Below are 18,324 nucleotides of genomic sequence, written 5' to 3'. Positions count from 1 at the left end.
GCCATGAGCCACGTCGTTGCCCTGATCCCGGCCCACAACGAGGCCGCCACCATCGAAGACGTCGTCGCCGGCGCCCGCGCCCACGTGGACCGGGTGATCGTGGTGGACGACGGCTCCGAGGATGCGACCGCAAGCCTGATCGAGGGCCAGGCGGAGGTCCTGCGCCTGCCCGAGAATGGCGGCAAGGCGGCCGCGTTGTGGGCCGGGATGCAGCATGCCCTGGCCACCGGGGCCGATGCCGTGGTGACCCTGGACGCCGACGGCCAGCACGACACCACGGAGATCCCGGCCCTCATCGCCGCCTGGCGCGAGACCCCCGAGCGGCTGATCCTGGGGGCCCGACTCAAGGGCCGCGAACATACCCCGCCGCTGCGCCTGTTCGGCAACCGCATGGCGGACTTCTGGATTGCCTGGGCCTCGGGGCAACCGCTGCAGGATTCGCAGTCGGGGTTCCGCCTGTATCCCGCGGCGCTGTTGCGACGCCTCGAGCTGCGTCATCACCGGGCGCGCGGCTTCGTGTTCGAAAGCGAGGCCCTGATCGTCGCCGAGCGGCTGGGATTCCCGGTGCGGGTGGTCCCGGTACGCTGTATCTACCCGGAGAACCACCGCCCCAGCCATTACCGCGCGACCGCGGACACCCTGCGCATCATCGCCATGGTCGCCGGCCACCTGCTGCGCCGCGGGATGCGCCCGCTGGGGCTGTTGCGCTCGCGGGGCCTGGTGCGCTGAAGGCCCCGGCGTGCCGCTCCGGGCCGCGCCCTTGGAAACCAACGGCACGCGTGTCTACACTCTCGACGCACCCATCCCAGAAGGAAAACGCCATGAATACCAGGACGTTGCTGGTCATCCTGTTTGCCAGCCTGATCGCGCTGGCCGGCTGCCGCGGCACGGTCCCCGTGCACAACGTCAGCGATACCACGGTCACCGATGTTGCGGGTGAACGCCCCAGCGCCGAACAGATGGAACGCGCCATCCGCACCGCCGGAACGGCGCTGGGCTGGCGCATGGAAGAAGTGGAACCGGGGCTGCTCGAAGGGCGACTTGCGCTGCGCGACCACGTCGCCGAAGTGGAGATCCCCTATGCGGCGGGTGAATACAGCATTCGCTACAAGGACAGCACCAACCTGAACTACGCGGACGGCAATATCCACCCGAACTACAACAACTGGATCCAGAATCTGGACAACCAGATCCGGGCGCAGATCTCCGCCCTCTGATCCCACCCCGCAGCGCGTCGGGCACACCCCGGCGCGGTGCGCACGCTCCAGGGCAAAGGGCCTTTCATCACGAAGCGCATGAAGGCGGGGAGATCGGAAAGAATGCGGTGACGGAAGCGTCTTGCGCCTCCGTTGCGGTCTTGCCCACCATCCAGTCTTTACACCGACCGGGTGATGCTTTTCAGGTTTTCTTCGTGCCTTCCTGTGCGTCGCGGTGATCCCAAACCGACTCCTCGGTCACGGGTCAGTCGGGGCGCGGGCGTTCGTCCGGCTTGCGTGCCTCGCCCTCGGAACTCTTGGGGGTCGGCTCGTCGTCCTGGGCGTCCGATTCGTTGGCGCCGCCGGCCGCCTCGCCGGGACCGGCACCGTAGTCTCGGCGCGTCATGTGCGACAGCAACTGCCCGGCCCGGTCCTCGAGGCGATCACGGGTCGGCTTGTCCGCCAGTTCCTCCGCGCTCTGCGCCAGGTGGTGGTAGAGGTCGCGGTAGGAACCCGCCATGGTCGCGAACAGCGTGGCCGTGCGATCGAAATGGTCGTTGACCTGGCTGCGGTAGCGGGTCAGTTCCTGCATGCGCCGGTCGAGTTCCTCTTCCAGCTCGCGGATCAGCTTGCGCTCGTCACTGGTGACGCGGCCCACCCAGAAACCCACGAGGGCGGCAACCACGATAGCCAGGATCCCGAGGGCCACCCACAACCCCACTGCTGTCTGTTCTTCCACCACGACATCCTCTGCAAATGGAGCCGCCATTGTGCCGCAGGCCCTCGCCGAACGCACTGCCGGGCATGCTAACCTCGCCACAACAGGGACACCGGAACCACGCAGGAAGGCCCCCGGAAGCCGTTTCAATCCGCCGTACAACCAAGAGTCAGACCCACCATGATCGAACCGCAACATGCCCAGCAGATCCGCCAGGCCCAGGCCGGCCTGATCAACCTGGTGGTGCAGGCCACCCAGAACCCGGAGACCCGCCGCGAACTGGAGCCAGTGCTGAACCAGGCCCACGAGGCCGGCTGGGGCGAGCTGATCCTGCGCATCCGCCGCGTGCTCGAAGGCGAACGCGACACGTCCCTGCTGCAGGGGCTGGACGACGAGGACACGGTGATCCTGACGGCGATCCTGGCCGGCCTGCAGGATCCCTCCACCCTGCCGGACCCCGAGCAAAGCGGCGATCCGGCGCAGGCCGCACCGGGGCTGGCCCAGATGATCCACGGCGCGGCCCACGGAGACGCCCAGTCGCTGCACTGGCTGTCGCAGATGGCCGAACAGATGAGCCGGGCCGGGGGCGACATGGCGCGTCTGGGTGGCATCACCAAGCGCCTGGTGGACGGCGAGCGTGACCCGGATGTGCTGTGCCGCGGCATGGACGCCCAGGGCGAGTCGCTGGTGCTCTCGATCCTCTCGGAGCTGGGCAAGCTCGAGCACCACTGACCAACCCGTGCGCCATTCCAGCATTTGCAGGCCGCGCGGCCGAGGCACGTTCCGCCTCGAGCATCTGATGCTGGCCGTAATCGCCCTGTGGCTCCTGCAAGGCTGCGCCGCAGTCACCCTGCAGCCGCCGGCCGAACCGGAAGACCCGGTCACTGTGGCACTCCTGGACCACGGCCATCACTCCAGTCTGGTCCTGCCGACCGCGACCCCGGACGCCTGGCTGCGCTATTCCTACGGCGACTGGTCGTTTTACGTCGAGCGGCGAATCAACCCCCTGCAGGGGCTGGCCGGGCTGTTCCTGCCCACACGGGCGGGCCTCGGCCGGCAATCCCTGACCGGCTCCGACCTGGAGGACGCGACGGCAACCCAGTTGCGCGTGCCGCTGGAGGAACTGCATCTGCTGACGGTCCCCGGGGCCAGGGTTACGGCACTGCGCGAGGCGCTGGAGGGAATCTGGCAGGCGGGCCACGATGACCGCAAGGTATCGACAGAATGGGACATGGCCTTTGTCGAACACCCCGAGGCCTACACCCTGCGCAACAACTCCAACCGCATGGTCGCGCACTGGCTGACGGCCCTGGAGGTCGATGTCTCGCGCCTCCCGATCATGTCCAACTGGAAGCTCGACTCACCCTGAGGTCAATCAGGGCCCCCTCACCACGAAGCGCGCGAACCTAACCCTTCGTGCGCGCTTCGTGGTGGATAAACGCCGGGCGTCAAAGGCGGTGGGCCCACTCCAGGACGGCATCCTGCAGGTTCCGACCGAGGCCCTGATGCGCGCGGGGGTCGTTGACCAGCACTACCACGGCCAGGTCGTCCCCGCCTTGCGTGCGCACGTAGCCGGCGACCGCAGAGACCTCGTTGAGGTGCCCCGTCTTCAGGTGCATCTGCCCGCGCAGGTCGCGCTGGCTGCCGTTGCGGAAGCGATTGCGCAGGGTCCCGTCCAGCCCGGCCAGGGCCAGGGAGGACTGGAATTCCGGACGGTGAGAGTGCTGCCATCCGCCCTCGAGGATCTGGCCCAGCTGGCGCGCGGTCATGCGGGTGTCGCGGCTGAGCCCCGACCCGTTGTCGACCACCATGCCGCCCACCTCGACCCCCAGGCCGCGCAGCGACTCCAGCAGGGCCTGCTGACCCTTCTCCAGCGTGGCCGGCGGGGTAAAGTGACGCGCCCCCAGGGTCAGCAGCAGGTGGCGGGTCATCACGTTGGAGCTCCACTTGTTGGAGACCCGGATCAGATCCGCCAGCGGCCGCGAGGTATGGCGCAGGATCGGTTCGTCGTACAGCACCGGCAGCACGCCGGGGCGAATGTCGCCGGTCAGCTCACCGCCCCACTGCGCCCAGTGCAGACGGAACATCTCGGCGTGATTGGCCTCCGGCGTCAGGACCGTCCGCAGCAGTTCGTAGTCCCCGCAGTTAACCGGGTACTCGCCGGACAAGGTCACGCGTTGCGCCTCGGGATCGGCGTCAAAGCGGATGCCCCGTTGCCAGGCCCCACAGCTGCCACGCGACGGCTGCAGGCGATTCTCGATCGTCAGCCCCGGCAGCGGCGGATCCACGGTCACGTCAATCCCGTTCCCATGCCGCTCCGGCCGCACACGGAAGCGCTGGGCGTTGGCGTTTACGTGCAGGGCATAGGGCAGCTGGTTGTAGGCCCGCAGCGGCTGGTCATTGAATGCGGCCGGATGGCCCGGAGGCAGTTCGAAATGCGAGGCGTCGAGGATGACGTTGCCCTCGATGCGCCGCAGCCCGGTCTGACGCAACTGCCCCAGCATGCGCCAGTGCTCCTCGCTGACCATGCCGGGGTCCCCGGTCCCGCGGATCACCAGATCGCCGCGCAATACACCGTCGCGCACCGGACGCGTGGCCCACACCTCGGTGGTCCAGGTGTACTCCGGCCCCAGCTCGTGCAAGGCCGCCAGCGAGGTGGCCAGCTTGATGGTGGAGGCCGGGTTGTACGGCTGATCGGCATTCAGGCGCGCGAGGACCGCGCCATCGGACATCCGCTGCACCCACAGGCCCACATTTGCCGGCGGCAGACGCTGGCTCTCGATCGCCCGCTGCAGCGGTCCCGGGAGATGCTCGAACTGGGCCTGTGCGGCCAGCGGTGCCAGCCACAACAAGAGGATCAAAGCGACGGATACGAAACACCAGGAAGGTCCGGACCGGGGCCCGGGGCGACGCGAAAAACGACAAGGGGACATTGAGACCAGCCATCCTGCATGAGAGCCTTCGGCAACGGCCCCTATAGTGTGCCGCCATCTCGGCCGCGACAAGCCCTCCGGGTGGGCTTCGTCACGCCCAGCGGAAATCGATCACCTGATCGATACGCGACACCCCCAACAGACGCATCAACAGCCGGTCCACGCCCAGGGCCACGCCCGCGCAGTCCGGCAGACCCGACTCCAGCGCCGCCTCCAGGTGATCGTCCACGGGCGGAAGGGGCTGGCCGCGCGCGCGGCGCTGAGCGATGTCCCGCTCGCGGCGCTGGCGAAACACTGCGGGGTCGGTCAGCTCGTGATAGCCGTTGGCCAGCTCCAGGTCGCCCCAGTAGAGCTCGAAACGGGCGGCATAGCCCGGCCGGTCCGCGCAGGGTCGCGCGAGGACGGCCTGGCTCTCGGGGTAGTCGAACAGGATTGTCAGCCGGTCCGGCGGGAAGCCCGGCGCGATCACCAGGCTGATCAGGGCATCCAGCCAGCCGTCCCGATCCAGCCCGCCGCGGATGACCAGCCCGTGGTCCCCCGCGACCCGTTCCAGCTCCGCGGCATTCGTCTCCGCCGGGTCCACCCCCAAAGTCGAGCGAAACAGATCGGCATAGGCGATCGCCTCGCACCCCCGGGGCGCGTGCCAGTCGGGAGACTTCGCGGCCTGATCCGCGATCAAGGCCACCACCTCGCGCGCCAGTGCGTGGTGGTCCAGGCCCAGGCGATACCACTCCAGCAGAGTGAATTCGGGGTTGTGCCGCGGGCCGGATTCACCCCCGCGGAACACCCGTGCGATCTGGTAGATATCCGGGGCGCCGTCCGCCAGCAGGCGCTTCATCGGGTACTCCGGCGAGGTCTGCAGGTAGCCGCGCTCGCCGCCGGGGGCCTGTGCCTCCCAGCTCTCCAGCATTGGATCTTGCGGCGCGCCCCGGCTCAGGATCGGGGTCTCGACCTCGAGCACCCCGCGGGCCGCGAAGAACGCCCGCAGCCCGGCCAGGAGACGGGCGCGCGCCGCGCGGGCCGGCGCCGCACCCGGACGCCAGTCGGTCATGTCGCAGGGCCTGCCGGGGTCCGGCTCACACGCGCGAGACGTACTCGCCGTTGCGGGTATCCACCTTCACCGTCTCGCCCTCTTCGACGAACAACGGAACCTTGACCACCGCGCCGCTCTCCAGCGTGGCCGGCTTGGTGCCGCCCTGCGCGGTGTCACCGCGCAGGCCCGGATCGCACTGGGTGATCTTCAGCTCGGTGAAGGACGGCGGCACCACCGACAGCGGCTCGCCGTTCCACAAAGTCACCGTGCAAATATCCTGCTCCTTCAGCCACTGCCCGGAATCACCCAGTGCGGCCTCGCCGACGGCATACTGCTCGAAGGTGTCCGGCACCATGAAGTGCCAGAACTCCCCATCGTTGTAGAGATACTGCATCTCGGTATCCATCACGTCGGCGGCCTCCACCGACTCGCCGGACTTGAAGGTCTTCTCCAGCACCCGGCCGGTACGCAGATTGCGCAGCTTGACCCGGCTGAAGGCCTGGCCCTTGCCCGGCTTGACGAACTCGTTCTCCACGATGGCCTGCGGGTCACCATCCAGCAGGAGCTTGAGACCGGCCTTGAATTCGTTGGTACTGTAGGTTGCCATTACGCGCTGTCCCTCGATGATGCGTGGCGCGGACATGCCGCCCCGTCCGGAAACGATCCATGCCCACAAAGCCCGTCATGATAACGCGCGAGGCGCGCGGAACCCAGCCAGCCGAACCGGCATCCACGCCGGCCTGGCAGCAGGCGCTGGCGCGCGCGATCGCCGATCCGGAGACCCTGGCCGCACGCCTGGGACTGCCGCCCGAGGCCCTGCCGGGCATGCAGGCCGGGCACCGGCTGTTTCGCACCCGCCTCCCGGAAAGCTACCTGGCCCGCATCCGCCCCGGCAACCCACGGGATCCCCTGCTGTTGCAGGCCCTGCCGGACGCGCGCGAGGCCATCGAGTCCCCGGGGTTCGTCAGTGACCCGGTCGGCGACCACAACGCGCTGGCCGCCCCCGGCGTGGTGCACAAGTACCACGGCCGCGCCCTGCTACTGACCACCGGGGCCTGCGCCATCCACTGCCGTTACTGCTTCCGCCGCGAATTCGACTATGCCGACCACAATCCGGCCCGGGACGACTGGGAACCCGCGCTGAACTACATTGCCGCGCATCCGGACATCCGCGAGGTCATCCTCAGCGGCGGCGACCCGCTGAGCCTGTCGGATACCCGCCTGGAACGGCTGACGGACCGGCTCGGAAACATCCCGCACCTCGAGCGCCTGCGCATCCATACACGCCTGCCGGTGGTGCTGCCGGAACGGGTCGACGACCGCCTGCTGGCCTGGCTCGGCAAGGGCCGTCTGCAGCACATCCTGGTGCTGCACGCGAATCACCCGCGCGAGTTCGCCGCACCGGCCGATGCCGCGATCGATCGCCTGCGCGCCGCCGGGGTCACGCTCCTCAACCAGGCGGTACTGCTGGCCGGCATCAACGACGACACCGAGACCCTGATTGAACTCCAGGAGGCCGGCTTCCGCCTGGGCGTGCTGCCCTACTACCTGCACCAGCTCGACCGCACCCGTGGCACAGCCCACTTCGAGGTACCGGACGCCCGCGCGCGCGAACTCTACCGCGCCCTGCACGCCCGCCTGCCGGGCTACCTGGTCCCGCGACTGGCGCGCGAGATCGCCGGAGAACCCGGCAAGACCCTGCAGACACCGTTTCCTGCGCATGAATGAGCCCCACTGGCACCCACACCGATTGCGCGGTTTGCTGCTAAAGTAGCGCCAGAATCCTGCAACCGGCCCAGCAACCACTGGACACGCCCATGCTGCAAGCCCTGCCCGAGCTGCCCACCCAACCGGCCGGTCCCGACAGCTTTCCCCACCAGACCCCGCAAGCACTGGACGCCTGGTGTGCGGAGCTTCCCGGCAGCGAGCCGGAGCTCGGCATCCAGCGCATCCGCGAGGCCCTCGACGGGCTGAACGCGATCGTACTTCGCCCCGGAACCCGAGCCACGCTGGTCGCAATACTGGAAGATCATCTCCTGCCGCTACTCCCGGCCATGGAGCGACTGCTGCGCCAGCGGCCCCTGCCGCTGGGGAACCGCAGCCGCAAGCGTGCCGATGTTTACAGCGCCGCTGTGCGCGCCCTCCTCACCGCGGAGCTGCTGGTGGTCCGCGAACGCGTGGACCCGCACAACAACCGGCATGCGGAACGCCTGACGGCGCCCCTGCAGGCCGCAGTCGCACTGCTTGGGACCCTGAGCATGCACCACTGGCGGCTGTACCAGTCCGTGCCACCAGGCCACTGGCAGCGGCTGTTCGATGTGCTGCGCCTGGCGCGTGAGCAGGGAATCGCCGACGAGCGGCCCGCCACCGACAAGCGCTTCGGCCCGCTGGAGGTGGACCGCATCGAAGTCATGAGCGCACGGCTGATGATACTGGGCAGCACCGACCCCAATGCGATGAAGATGGGCGAAATGGACTTGCTGGCTCGCTGGGCCAACACCCTGCCCCTTGCCTGCACCCCCGCCCCCGACCCGGAACAACACCCCGACCTTCCCGTGCTGCGCTGCGATCTCGACCGCGACCACGCCCCGGGCCTGGCCCTGCGCGGGACGCCGGCGACCGAACCCGCCTGCTTCATTGAGCTGACGCCGGCGCTGGACGCCCTTCGTGAACGCCCCGACGACCTGGAACCGCGCGGCCGCGGCGAGGGACAGCCGCTGGCCGAACACTTGTTGCGCCTGTGGTCGAACCTGCCGACCCGCCGTCACAGTCGCGAAAGCGCCAGCGATCTGCAGCGGATCTGCGTGATGGGCCTGGAACGTATCCATGATTTCCTGCTGATGGAGATGGGCAGCCGGCGTGGGTCCGAGACCGAGACCACCGGGGCAGCGGAAGCGCCGGAGACCGGCCTGAAATCCCTGCACGAACGCGACCGCGGCGTCAGCGTGTTCGAAATGTCGAAGGCCGCGCTGCGCGGTTCGGATCTCGCCCTGGTAGACAGCCCGCACCGTTCCGTCCGCGAGCGTGACCTGCAGCCACTTGCGGACGACTCACCGAATACCGCCGCGACCGCCTGGGAGGATGTCGGGCGCGGGCTCGAGATCGCCGCCCGCGATGAATCCACGGGACCGATCACCAAGCGTCACCCCCCGGAACACTGGCAGGTGGACGACATCGGCGCCGGCGGCGTGCGTCTGTGCCTGGACAGCCCCCAACAGCCCTTGCTGATCGGGGACCTCGTCGGCTTGCGTGCCGTGGATGGTCATCGCTGGACCATCGGGGTCCTGCGCTGGATTCGCTTCGACGACCAGGCCGGCAGCCTGATCAGCATCGGCGTGGAGTTTCTCGCCGATCGCTGCCTGCCCATGCAGATTCAGGATTTCCGCAATGGCATGGCGGCGGGGGTCCCGCAATCAGGACTGTTCGCCCCGCAGCGCACCGATGCCGACGGGGCGGTACTGTTCCTGCCGGCGCAGGTGTTCGATCATGAACAACGTGTCGTCTGCTGGCTGAACAGGCGCGCCCGTGTTCTGGAACTGGACAGCGAGCGCACGGGCACTACGCTGTTTACCGAGGTCGGGTGCCGCATGACCGCCCTGGAGGTCCGCCAACCGGCTGGCGAGACACCCGACACCGCCGACGGACCGGCCCTCGCGGATGACGACGGACCGCCATTCACCACCCGCAACCGCGACGACTAGCCCCATGAACGAAACGATTCGCACGCTCTTCGTGACCAGCAACCCGAACCGGGCTGAAGAGGTCATCAGCAGTATCCGGACCCGCGGCAGCGCGATCCGCCCGGAACAGGTATCCGGTAGCGACGCCCTGGCCGAGGCGCTGGAGGGCCGGCGCTTCGACGTGATCGTCCTGATCGAACCCGGCCTGGCCCTGACCCGGGAACACGTCGACGCGGCGCTGCACGCATCCGGTCGACGTACCCCGCTGGTCATCATGACCGAGCGCCCCGAACCCGCGCGCATAGACGACTACGAGGCCGGCGCCTATGCCGTCGTCGATCACGAACTGCACGAACTGGCCGGCATCCTTGCGGTGCGCGCTGCCGAGCAGTTCCAGCTGCGCCAGCGGATGGGGCGCATGGACGCATCGCTGCAGGAGTCCGAACGCCGCTGCCAACTGTTGCTGGACAACTCGCGCGACGCCATCGCCTACGTCCACGAGGGCATGCACATCTATGCCAACGCGTCCTGGCGCGAGCGCTTCGGGATTGCCGATCCGGAGGAAGTGGAAGGCCTGCCGCTGATGGACCTGATCGCCCCGGAGAGCCGCGACGAACTGAAGGGCCTGCTGCGCCGCTTCCAGAGTGGCGAGGAAGGTGACCAGACCCATCAGGCCTTCCAGCTGCAGGCGTTTGACGGCACGCCGTTCGAGGCCAACCTGCGTCTGTCCACCGCCAGCGTCGAGGGGGAGGCCTGCACCCAGGTACTGCTGGACTCGGCCCAGGAGGACCCGGAGCTGGCCGAGAAGATCGACTACCTCTCGCAGCGTGACCTGGTCACCGGGCTCTACAACCGCCAGCACTTCTCCGGGATGATCGAGACCGCGCAGAGCCAGGCCGCGCAATCGGAAAAGCCCTTCGCCCTGGTCACCCTTGCGGTGGACCGTTTCCCCGAGATCCGGGCCAACGTCGGTATGTCCGCGAGCGATCTGCTGCTTGCCGATATTGGCAAGCTGATCGAGGATCACTTTCCCGACCCGGCCATCGCCGCACGCCTGGAGGCCGAGCACTTCGGGATCGTGGTCCCCGACACCCGGCGCAACGAGGTGGAGGCCCGCATCCACGGTCTGATGGAAGCAGTCACCAGACGTGTCTTCGAACTCGGCAACGCCTCGACCAACTGCAGCCTGTCGGCCGGCATCGTGATCGCCGACGAGACGGCGGTGGATACCGAAGAACTGCTGACCCACGCCGACCGCGCCCTGCAAGAGGCCGTGGAGGCCGGGGGCGGAAACCACCGCTTCTTCCGTCCCGCAGAGGGCGAGATGACCCAGGCGCAGAACGACCAGCAGTGGAAGCTGCGCATTCAGGACGCCCTGGAACACAACCGCCTGGAACTGCTGTATCAGCCGATCGTGAACCTGCACGGTGCCGACCGTCCGCGCTACTCGGTCTTCGTGCGCCTGCGTGACGCCGAGGGGCATATCCACGAGCCCGATGCCTTCCTGCCCAGTGCCGAGCGCACCGAGATGGCGGCACCCATCGACCGCTGGGTCCTGAAGACTGCGCTGCAGATGCTGGCGGAACAGCTGAAGAAAGACCCGACCACCCAGTTCTTCCTCAAACTGACCAACGGCTCCCTGGGCGACCCCTCCGTGGTCAGCTGGCTGCACGACGACCTGCACGGCATGCGCATCCCCGCCGACAACGTGGTCGTCGAGCTGAAGGAACCCACCGTGGTTACCCACCTGAAGCCGGCGATCCACGTCGCCCGCGGGCTGCAGGAAATGCACGGCCATCTGTGCATCGACGACTTCGGCAGCGGCCTGAACCCGTTCCAGCTCCTGCAGCATCTGGAGGCGGATCACATCAAGCTGGACCCGTCCTACGTGAAGAACCTGGCCGAGAGCGAGGAGAACCAGCAGTTGATCCGCGAACATACCGATGCCGCGCATGCCAAGGGCAAGCAGGTCATCGTGCCCTATGTCGAGGACGCCGGCGTGCTCGCCGTGCTCTACAGCCTGAACGTGAACCTCGTTCAGGGCTACTTCCTGCAGGCACCGATGCCCGCCCCCACCTTCGATTTCACCTCGACCTGAGCCCCCAACTCGCGGACTCCGGCTTCTCCCACAGAACGCGCAGGGGACACGGCGCCGGGCAGATCAAGGGCGATTCACAGCTAGATCCAGGGGTGTGAGGAACCGGCGGCGCTTATGCGGCCGCCCATCCTGTCTTCCTGCACAGCGTTTTCCTCCGTGAACCCCGTGTCTGTCGTCTGGCACGAAAATCGAGTCCGCAGAGCGAGGGGCTGCATGGAGGGCTGAGCACGCCCCCAACGCAACAGGCCCCGGTGAAAACCGGGGCCTGTGCGAAGCATCGTCCTTGCCCTGCGGGACTACTTGGACCAGAAATTCAGGTCCTCGAAGAACCCCTTAACACCGTCCAGCCAGGAGTGAGCCTGCGGGCTGTGCTTGGTACCGCCAGCCTGGGTGGACTCCTCGAACTGGCGCAGGAGCTGCTTCTGCTCCTTGGTCAGGTTGATCGGCGTCTCCACCACCACGCGGCAGATCAGGTCACCGACCCCACCGCCGTGCACGGACTTCACGCCCTTGCCACCGACCCGGAACTGCTTGCCGGTCTGGGTCTCCGCGGGGACCTTCAGCTTGACCCGGCCATCCAGCGACGGCACTTCCAAATCGCCGCCCAGAGCGGCCGTGGCGAACGACACCGGCACCTCGCAGTGCAGATCCGAGCCCTCGCGCCGGAACAACTTGTGCGGCTTGACCCGCACCTGCACGTACAGATCACCCGGCGGGCCGCCGTTCATGCCGGCCTCGCCCTGGCCTCCCAGGCGGATGCGGTCACCGCTGTCCACCCCGGCCGGGATCTTCACGTCCAGGGTGTTCTGCTCCTGCACTCGACCCTTGCCGTGGCAGGACTTGCAGGGGCTGGAGACGACCTTGCCCGCGCCCTCGCAACGCGGGCAGGTCTGCTGCACCGAGAAGAAGCCCTGCTGGATGCGCACCTGGCCGACCCCATTACAGGTCGGGCAGGTCTCCGGCGAGGTCCCCGGCTCGGCGCCCGAGCCATCACAGGCCTCGCAGCTGACGGTGGTCGGGATACGGACCTTCACCTCGGTGCCGAACACGGCCTCTTCCAGGGTCAGGTCCAGGTTGTACTGCAGGTCGGAGCCACGATAGGCCCGCTGCCCGCGGCCGCCCCCGCCACCTCCGAAGATATCGCCAAAGATGTCCTCGAAGATGTCACTGAAGTTGGAGGCCCCGGCGCCCCCGCCAAAGCCCCCGGCCGAGCCGTCCACGCCGGCATGGCCGTAACGGTCGTAGGCGGCGCGCTTCTGGTCGTCGCTGAGGACGTCATAGGCGGCGCGCGCCTCCTTGAACTTGGCCTCGGCCTCCGCATCCCCGGGGTTGCGGTCGGGGTGGTGCTTCATCGCCAGGCGGCGAAAGGCCTTCTTGATATCGGCGGCCGAGGCGTCCTTGGAGACGCCCAGCACCTCGTAATAGTCGCGTTGTGACATGGTCATTCCCTGCTGATTCGTGCGCGCGAACGCGGAATGCCTTCACGCAAACGCCCGGAGTCGCCAGGGAAACACTGATTAATGTACACGCTCGCGCTCGAGTCGCTTTTGCGTGCGAACAAGGCGCGGTGACTGCCGTGCAGTCATCCTGCACAAGGGAGCCGCAACGCCGTGCGCGCGCAAAAGCGGCCGAGCCCCTGCTTTTCAATGGATTGTGGGGTTGGTACCCCAGGTTCCCCGATCCTGCGTTGCGCCGCTAGCGGGTAGAACCACTACCCGCTGCACGACGCGCCTTGTCTCGGAAAACCTGGGGTACCAACGCGAGCGTGTACATTAATCAGTGTTTCCCTAATACCCCGGGCGCGGCGTTCAAACAGTTCCGGCGGGACGCCATAGCGTCCCGCCGGCTGCGGCATCAGCCCTGCTTTTTCTGGTCGTCGTCGACTTCCTCGAACTCGGCGTCCACGACATCGTCGCCCTGCGGGCCACCCTCGGCCTGCTCGGCCCCAGCCTCGCCCGCGGCGTCCGCGCCCTGGGCATAGGCCTTCTCGGCCAGCTTGCCGGAGACCTCGGCCAGCTTCTGCGCGGCCTGCTCAATGGCCTCGGGGTCGTCGCCTTCCATCGCGGTCTTGGTCTCGGCCACCGCCGACTCGATCGCGGTGCGCTCGTCGTCGGAGACCTGGTCTGCCAGATCCTTCAGGGATTTCTCGGCCGAATGCACCAGGCCATCAGCCTGGTTGCGCGCCTGGACCAGCTGCTGGAACTTCTTGTCGTCCTCGGCGTGGGCCTCGGCGTCCTTGACCATCTGTTCGACTTCCTCGTCGGACAGGCCGGAGGAGGCCTTGATGACGATCTTGTTCTCCTTGCCGGTCGCCTTGTCCTTGGCCGAGACGTTCAGGATGCCGTTGGAGTCGATGTCGAAGGTGACCTCGATCTGCGGCACACCACGCGGCGCGGCCGGGATGTCCTGCAGGTCGAAGCGACCCAGCGACTTGTTGGCGCTGGCCATGTCGCGCTCGCCCTGCAGCACGTGCACGGTCACCGCCGTCTGGTTGTCCTCGGCGGTGGAGAACACCTGATTGGCCCGGGTCGGGATGGTGGTGTTCTTCTCGATCAGCTTGGTCATCACGCCGCCCATCGTCTCGATCCCGAGCGACAGCGGGGTCACGTCCAGCAGCAGCACGTCCTTGACGTCGCCACCCAGCACGCCGGCCTGCACCGCGGCACCGACCGCAACGGCCTCGTCCGGGTTCACGTCCTTGCGCGGCTCCTTGCCGAAGAACGCCTGCACCGCTTCCTGCACCTTGGGCATGCGGGTCTGGCCACCGACCAGGATCACGTCGTCCACCTCGGAGGCGGACAGACCGGCATCCTTCAGCGCGACCTTGCACGGCTCGATGGAGCGCTTGACCAGGTCATCGACCAGGCTTTCCAGCTTGGCGCGGGTGATCTTCAGCGCCAGGTGCTTGGGCCCGGTGTTGTCGGCGGTGATGTACGGCAGGTTCACCTCGGTCTGCTGGCTGGAGGACAGCTCGATCTTGGCCTTCTCGGCGGCCTCCTTCACGCGCTGCATCGCCAGCGGATCGCCCTTGATGTCGATGCCCTGGTCCTTCTTGAACTCGTCGACCAGGTAGTCGATCAGGCGATTGTCGAAGTCCTCGCCACCGAGGAAGGTGTCGCCGTTGGTCGCCAGCACCTCGAACTGGTGCTCGCCATCCACCTCGGCGATCTCGATGATCGAGACGTCGAAGGTACCGCCACCCAGGTCGTACACGGCGATCTTGCGATCCCCGCGCTGCTTGTCCATGCCATAGGCGAGCGCGGCCGCGGTCGGCTCGTTGATGATGCGCTTGACCTCGAGCCCGGCGATCTTGCCGGCGTCCTTGGTCGCCTGACGCTGGGAGTCGTTGAAGTACGCCGGGACGGTGATGACCGCCTCGGTAACCTCTTCGCCGAGATAGTCCTCGGCGGTCTTCTTCATCTTCTGCAGCACGCGCGCGGAGATCTCCGGCGGGGCCATCTTCTTGCCCTGCACCTCGATCCAGGCGTCACCGTTGTCGGCCTTCACGATGTTGTAGGAGACGAGCTTGATGTCCTTCTGGACCTCGTCTTCCTGGAACTTGCGACCGATCAGGCGCTTGGAAGCGAACACGGTGTTCTGGGGGTTGGTGACCGCCTGGCGCTTCGCGGACTGGCCAACCAGCACCTCGCCGTCGTCACTGAACGCGACGATGGACGGGGTGGTGCGGGTGCCTTCCGCGTTCTCGATGACCTTGGCCTGGTCGCCTTCCATTACGGCGACGCAGGAGTTGGTGGTCCCGAGGTCAATACCAATGATCTTGCCCATGACTGAAATCTCCTGATGCGAAAAATTTTGCGCTGCAGAGCGTGTTTCTCTGCCAACTTGTACGGGAATCTGGGGCCCCGGGCCGGGTTTTCAAGGGGCAGCGTGGCCGATACCCCGAAAACCGGCCCGAAAAGACGGTGTCAGGCGCTTTCGTCGATGTTCGGCGAGGTCGGCGCCTTGGAGACCACCACCATCGCCGGGCGCAGCACGCGGTCCTGCAACCGGTACCCCTTCTGCATGGTGGCCACCACGGTGTTCGGCGGGTTCTCCGGGTCTTCCTGCATGGACATCGCCTGGTGACGCTCCGGATCGAAGCGCTGGCCGGTCGGGTCCTCGGACTGGATGCCGAACTTCTCGAACACCCGGGTCAGGTTCTTCAGGGTCAGCTCGGCGCCCTCGATGATGCGCTCGACATCCTTGGACTCGCGCGCCGCCTGCAGCCCCAGTTCCAGCGAGTCGCCCACCTCCAGCATTTCGGCAGCGAACTTCTCCATTGCGTACTTGTGCGCGTTCTCCAGCTCGCGCTCGAAGCGGCGGCGCTGGTTCTCCAGCTCGGCCTGGGCCCGCAGGGCCTGGTCGCGGCGCTCTTCGGCCAGGGCCTCGAGCTCCTGCAGCCGATCATCCGTGCCACCCTCGGCCTCGGGGGCCTCGTCGTTCCGGGTCTCGAGTTCTTCCGGCTGTTCCTGGGATTCCCGCTGTTCGGACATGCTGGCCTCGCAAATCAATGAAAAACAAAATCGCCCGCCGCGCCGATCACCGGCGGACAGGGTGGATTGGGTTGTCTATCTGGATGCTGGGGGCATTCCCCCCGGTTTCAAGGGCCCGCTACTTCGAATCATCCACCGGGTGATCGCCCAGCGCCGAGCCCAGCAGGCGGGCCGTCACGTCCACGATGGGGATCACCCGGTCGTAGGACATCCGCGTGGGACCGATCACCCCGAGCACGCCCACCACCTCGCCGTCGACACTGTAGGGCGCAGTCACCACCGAACAGTTCTCGAACCAGTCGAGCCCCGATTCGCGGCCGATGAAGATCTGCACCCGGTCGCCGCGGATGCACTGGTCGAGGATGCCGAGGATCTCCTGCTTCTCGTTGAAGGCCTCCAGCAACTGGCGCAGGCGGGCCATGTCCGCCAGCTCCTCGTAGCCGAGCAGGTGGGTCTGGCCAGCCACGACCACGTCGTCCGGGTCCTCGTCGCCCACCGCCTTCTCGCCCAGGTCGATCGCCGCCAGCATCATTGCGTCCAGGTCGTCGCGCACGTCACGCATCTCGCGTAACAGCTCGGCGCGCACCGCATGCAGGCTCTTGCCGGCCAGATGGGCGTTCAGGTAGTTCGCCATGCGCTGCAGTTCGTCCTGGCTGAAGTCACGCTCCAGCTCCAGCACCCGGTTCTGCACCTCCTTGCCGTCGATCACCAGGATCGCAAGAATGCGGCCCTCGCCCAGGCGCAGGAACTCAATCTGACTGAGCGCCACGTTACGATGCCGCGGCAGGCGCACCATCCCGGCCATGCGCGTGACCCGCGACAGCAGGTTGCTAGTCGTGTCCATCAGGTCCTGGGTGCTGGCGTTCGGGGCGAACCCGGACTGGATCGCGCGGATGTCCTCCGGCGAGGGGCTGCGCACCTCCAGCAGGCTGTCGACGAACAGTCGGTAGCCGGCCGGGGTCGGGATACGCCCGGCCGAGGTATGCGGCGAATGGATCAGCCCCATATCCTCAAGATCCGCCATCACGTTGCGCACGGTGGCCGCGCTCACGCTGAGCCCGGAGGTCCGGGCCAGGGTGCGCGAACCGACGGGCTGGCCATCCCGGATATAGCTCTCGATCAGGGTCCGCAACAGGGTGCGGGCCCTGGCGTCCAGATTGATCGTTGCGTTTTCCATGGATCGTCAGCGCTCCACTCGGTCGAGTGCTTAAAGGGTTCAGTCTTGGATCGTGCAGGAATCAGGTCAAGAAACCCCGGGTGCAGTCGCGGTCCCTTTTCCGGATAATGCCGGCATGATGCCAGACTTCAACAAGGTCGGACTGGTCGGCAAGTCCAGCGATTCGCGCACCGCGCCCCTGGTCAAGACCCTGGTGGGTCTGCTGCAGGAGCGCGGCCGCCAGGTCTTCATGGAACAGGAGATCGACGGCTTCGAGCGCCCGGACAGCGTCGGGCTGCTGCCGCTGGACGAACTGGCCCACGCGGTGGACCTGCTGATCGTGATCGGCGGTGACGGGACGCTGCTGGCCACGGCACGCGTCACTGCGGATGCCGACACCCCACTGCTGGGCGTCAATCTGGGCCGTCTCGGGTTCCTGGTGGATGTCTCCCCCGACACCGCCCCGGAGGAACTGGGCGATGTTCTGGACGGCGCCTTCGAACGCGAACCGCGGGCCATGCTCGAGGCCGAGCTGATCCGCGACGGCGTCACCATCCACAGCGGGATTGCCCTGAACGACGTCGTCCTCCACGTGCTGAGCGTGGTGCGCATTATCGAATTCGACACCGCGATCGACGGCATGGATGTCGGACGCCTGCGCGCCGACGGCCTGGTAGTCGCGACCCCCACCGGTTCCACCGCCTACGCACTGTCCGCTGGCGGGCCGATCCTGACCCCGCAGCTGGACGCGATGGTGCTGGTGCCGGTCTGCCCGCACAGCCTGAATCACCGCCCACTGGTCGTCAGCGGGCGCTCCACCATCGAGATCCGCCTGTCCAGCGGCAGCCGCTCGCCGGCACAGGTCGCGCTGGATGGCCAGGAGAACGTGGATTTTGCCCCCGGCGACCTGCTGCGCATCCATCGCCGCGAACAGGCCCTGACCCTGATCCACCCCCGCGAACACCACTTCCTGCGCGTGCTCCGCACCAAGCTGCGCTGGGGCGAGCAGCCCTGATC

General features: G+C 67.3%; 16 protein-coding genes. 8 read left to right on the top strand and 8 right to left on the bottom strand.

All coding sequences use genetic code 11. The features are described from left to right. The first annotated feature begins 3 nt into the window (after positions 1-3). Positions 4-729 carry a glycosyltransferase family 2 protein gene (locus F618_RS0102470; protein ID WP_019567678.1) on the top strand — a complete coding sequence of 242 codons (726 nt, stop codon included), beginning with the start codon at positions 4-6 and terminating at the stop codon, positions 727-729. Positions 730-821: 92 nt separating this feature from the next. After that, a complete protein-coding gene (locus F618_RS0102465; RefSeq protein ID WP_018145355.1) occupies positions 822-1,217 on the top strand; it encodes a hypothetical protein in 396 nt (131 codons plus the stop codon). A 244-nt stretch (positions 1,218-1,461) separates the two neighbouring features. Here F618_RS0102465 and F618_RS0102460 read toward each other — a convergent pair whose 3' ends face one another. Then, the gene (locus F618_RS0102460) at positions 1,462-1,935 is read right to left on the bottom strand and encodes a YhcB family protein (RefSeq protein WP_018145354.1); all 474 of its coding nucleotides are present in this window, start codon (positions 1,933-1,935) and stop codon (positions 1,462-1,464) included. Positions 1,936-2,094: 159 nt separating this feature from the next. Between F618_RS0102460 and F618_RS0102455 the strand changes: the two genes are divergently transcribed. Both F618_RS0102455 and F618_RS0102450 read left to right on the top strand, forming a co-directional pair. Then, on the top strand, positions 2,095-2,646 hold the full coding sequence (locus F618_RS0102455) for a hypothetical protein (protein ID WP_018145353.1): 552 nt from the start codon (positions 2,095-2,097) through the stop codon (positions 2,644-2,646). A gap of 67 nt (positions 2,647-2,713) precedes the next feature. After that, a complete protein-coding gene (locus tag F618_RS0102450) occupies positions 2,714-3,283 on the top strand; it encodes a hypothetical protein (protein ID WP_018175847.1) in 570 nt (189 codons plus the stop codon). Between the two features lie 79 nt (positions 3,284-3,362). Here the strand turns inward: F618_RS0102450 and dacB are convergent, their stop codons facing one another. From dacB to efp, 3 genes are all read right to left on the bottom strand, one after another. Further along, positions 3,363-4,772, bottom strand: a complete 1,410-nt coding sequence (gene dacB, locus F618_RS0102445) for a D-alanyl-D-alanine carboxypeptidase/D-alanyl-D-alanine-endopeptidase (protein ID WP_369772987.1) — start codon at positions 4,770-4,772, stop codon at positions 3,363-3,365. Between the two features lie 166 nt (positions 4,773-4,938). Further along, complete coding sequence (epmA, locus tag F618_RS0102440; RefSeq protein WP_019567676.1) at positions 4,939-5,898, bottom strand: EF-P lysine aminoacylase EpmA; 960 nt, start codon at positions 5,896-5,898, stop codon at positions 4,939-4,941. 25 nt (positions 5,899-5,923) lie between these two features. Next, positions 5,924-6,487 (bottom strand): elongation factor P, encoded by a 564-nt coding sequence (gene efp, locus F618_RS0102435; protein ID WP_026182087.1) that lies wholly within the window; start codon positions 6,485-6,487, stop codon positions 5,924-5,926. Positions 6,488-6,564: 77 nt separating this feature from the next. On the opposite strand from efp, the gene epmB reads away from it, so the two are divergent. From epmB to F618_RS0102420, 3 genes are all read left to right on the top strand, one after another. Next, the gene (gene epmB, locus F618_RS0102430) at positions 6,565-7,608 is read left to right on the top strand and encodes an EF-P beta-lysylation protein EpmB (protein ID WP_019567675.1); all 1,044 of its coding nucleotides are present in this window, start codon (positions 6,565-6,567) and stop codon (positions 7,606-7,608) included. A gap of 89 nt (positions 7,609-7,697) precedes the next feature. Continuing rightward, positions 7,698-9,581 carry a hypothetical protein gene (locus tag F618_RS0102425; protein WP_019567674.1) on the top strand — a complete coding sequence of 628 codons (1,884 nt, stop codon included), beginning with the start codon at positions 7,698-7,700 and terminating at the stop codon, positions 9,579-9,581. Positions 9,582-9,585: 4 nt separating this feature from the next. Then, entirely contained in the window at positions 9,586-11,658 is a 2,073-nt protein-coding gene (locus F618_RS0102420) for an EAL domain-containing protein (RefSeq protein ID WP_019567673.1), read from the top strand. A 296-nt stretch (positions 11,659-11,954) separates the two neighbouring features. Here the strand turns inward: F618_RS0102420 and dnaJ are convergent, their stop codons facing one another. From dnaJ to hrcA, 4 genes are all read right to left on the bottom strand, one after another. Next, positions 11,955-13,103: a molecular chaperone DnaJ gene (dnaJ, locus tag F618_RS0102415; RefSeq protein ID WP_018145345.1), complete on the bottom strand. Its 1,149-nt coding sequence runs from the start codon at positions 13,101-13,103 to the stop codon at positions 11,955-11,957. Positions 13,104-13,512: 409 nt separating this feature from the next. Then, positions 13,513-15,444, bottom strand: a complete 1,932-nt coding sequence (dnaK, locus tag F618_RS0102410) for a molecular chaperone DnaK (RefSeq protein WP_019567672.1) — start codon at positions 15,442-15,444, stop codon at positions 13,513-13,515. A 140-nt stretch (positions 15,445-15,584) separates the two neighbouring features. Next, the gene (gene grpE, locus F618_RS0102405) at positions 15,585-16,151 is read right to left on the bottom strand and encodes a nucleotide exchange factor GrpE (protein WP_018145343.1); all 567 of its coding nucleotides are present in this window, start codon (positions 16,149-16,151) and stop codon (positions 15,585-15,587) included. Between the two features lie 118 nt (positions 16,152-16,269). Further along, positions 16,270-17,328: a heat-inducible transcriptional repressor HrcA gene (gene hrcA, locus F618_RS0102400; RefSeq protein WP_019567671.1), complete on the bottom strand. Its 1,059-nt coding sequence runs from the start codon at positions 17,326-17,328 to the stop codon at positions 16,270-16,272. Between the two features lie 115 nt (positions 17,329-17,443). Here hrcA and F618_RS0102395 point away from each other — a divergent pair, with 115 nt between their 5' ends. After that, on the top strand, positions 17,444-18,322 hold the full coding sequence (locus F618_RS0102395; RefSeq protein ID WP_019567670.1) for an NAD(+) kinase: 879 nt from the start codon (positions 17,444-17,446) through the stop codon (positions 18,320-18,322). Positions 18,323-18,324: the final 2 nt, after the last annotated feature.

The organism is Thioalkalivibrio sp. ALMg13-2, from assembly GCF_000381185.1.
Lineage (GTDB): Bacteria > Pseudomonadota > Gammaproteobacteria > Ectothiorhodospirales > Ectothiorhodospiraceae > Thioalkalivibrio > Thioalkalivibrio versutus.
The sequence above is the reverse complement of the archived record's forward strand: the minus strand, read 5'-3'. Positions and strand labels throughout refer to the sequence as shown.

Coding starts and splice junctions, on each gene's coding strand:
- F618_RS0102470 (WP_019567678.1), top strand. CDS start 4: ATGAGCCACGTCGTTGCCCTGATCCCGGCCCACAACGAGGCCGCCACC.
- F618_RS0102465 (WP_018145355.1), top strand. CDS start 822: ATGAATACCAGGACGTTGCTGGTCATCCTGTTTGCCAGCCTGATCGCG.
- F618_RS0102455 (WP_018145353.1), top strand. CDS start 2,095: ATGATCGAACCGCAACATGCCCAGCAGATCCGCCAGGCCCAGGCCGGC.
- F618_RS0102450 (WP_018175847.1), top strand. CDS start 2,714: ATGCTGGCCGTAATCGCCCTGTGGCTCCTGCAAGGCTGCGCCGCAGTC.
- epmA (WP_019567676.1), bottom strand. CDS start 5,898: ATGACCGACTGGCGTCCGGGTGCGGCGCCGGCCCGCGCGGCGCGCGCC.
- efp (WP_026182087.1), bottom strand. CDS start 6,487: ATGGCAACCTACAGTACCAACGAATTCAAGGCCGGTCTCAAGCTCCTG.
- epmB (WP_019567675.1), top strand. CDS start 6,565: ATGATAACGCGCGAGGCGCGCGGAACCCAGCCAGCCGAACCGGCATCC.
- F618_RS0102425 (WP_019567674.1), top strand. CDS start 7,698: ATGCTGCAAGCCCTGCCCGAGCTGCCCACCCAACCGGCCGGTCCCGAC.
- F618_RS0102420 (WP_019567673.1), top strand. CDS start 9,586: ATGAACGAAACGATTCGCACGCTCTTCGTGACCAGCAACCCGAACCGG.
- dnaJ (WP_018145345.1), bottom strand. CDS start 13,103: ATGACCATGTCACAACGCGACTATTACGAGGTGCTGGGCGTCTCCAAG.
- dnaK (WP_019567672.1), bottom strand. CDS start 15,444: ATGGGCAAGATCATTGGTATTGACCTCGGGACCACCAACTCCTGCGTC.
- grpE (WP_018145343.1), bottom strand. CDS start 16,151: ATGTCCGAACAGCGGGAATCCCAGGAACAGCCGGAAGAACTCGAGACC.
- hrcA (WP_019567671.1), bottom strand. CDS start 17,328: ATGGAAAACGCAACGATCAATCTGGACGCCAGGGCCCGCACCCTGTTG.
- F618_RS0102395 (WP_019567670.1), top strand. CDS start 17,444: ATGATGCCAGACTTCAACAAGGTCGGACTGGTCGGCAAGTCCAGCGAT.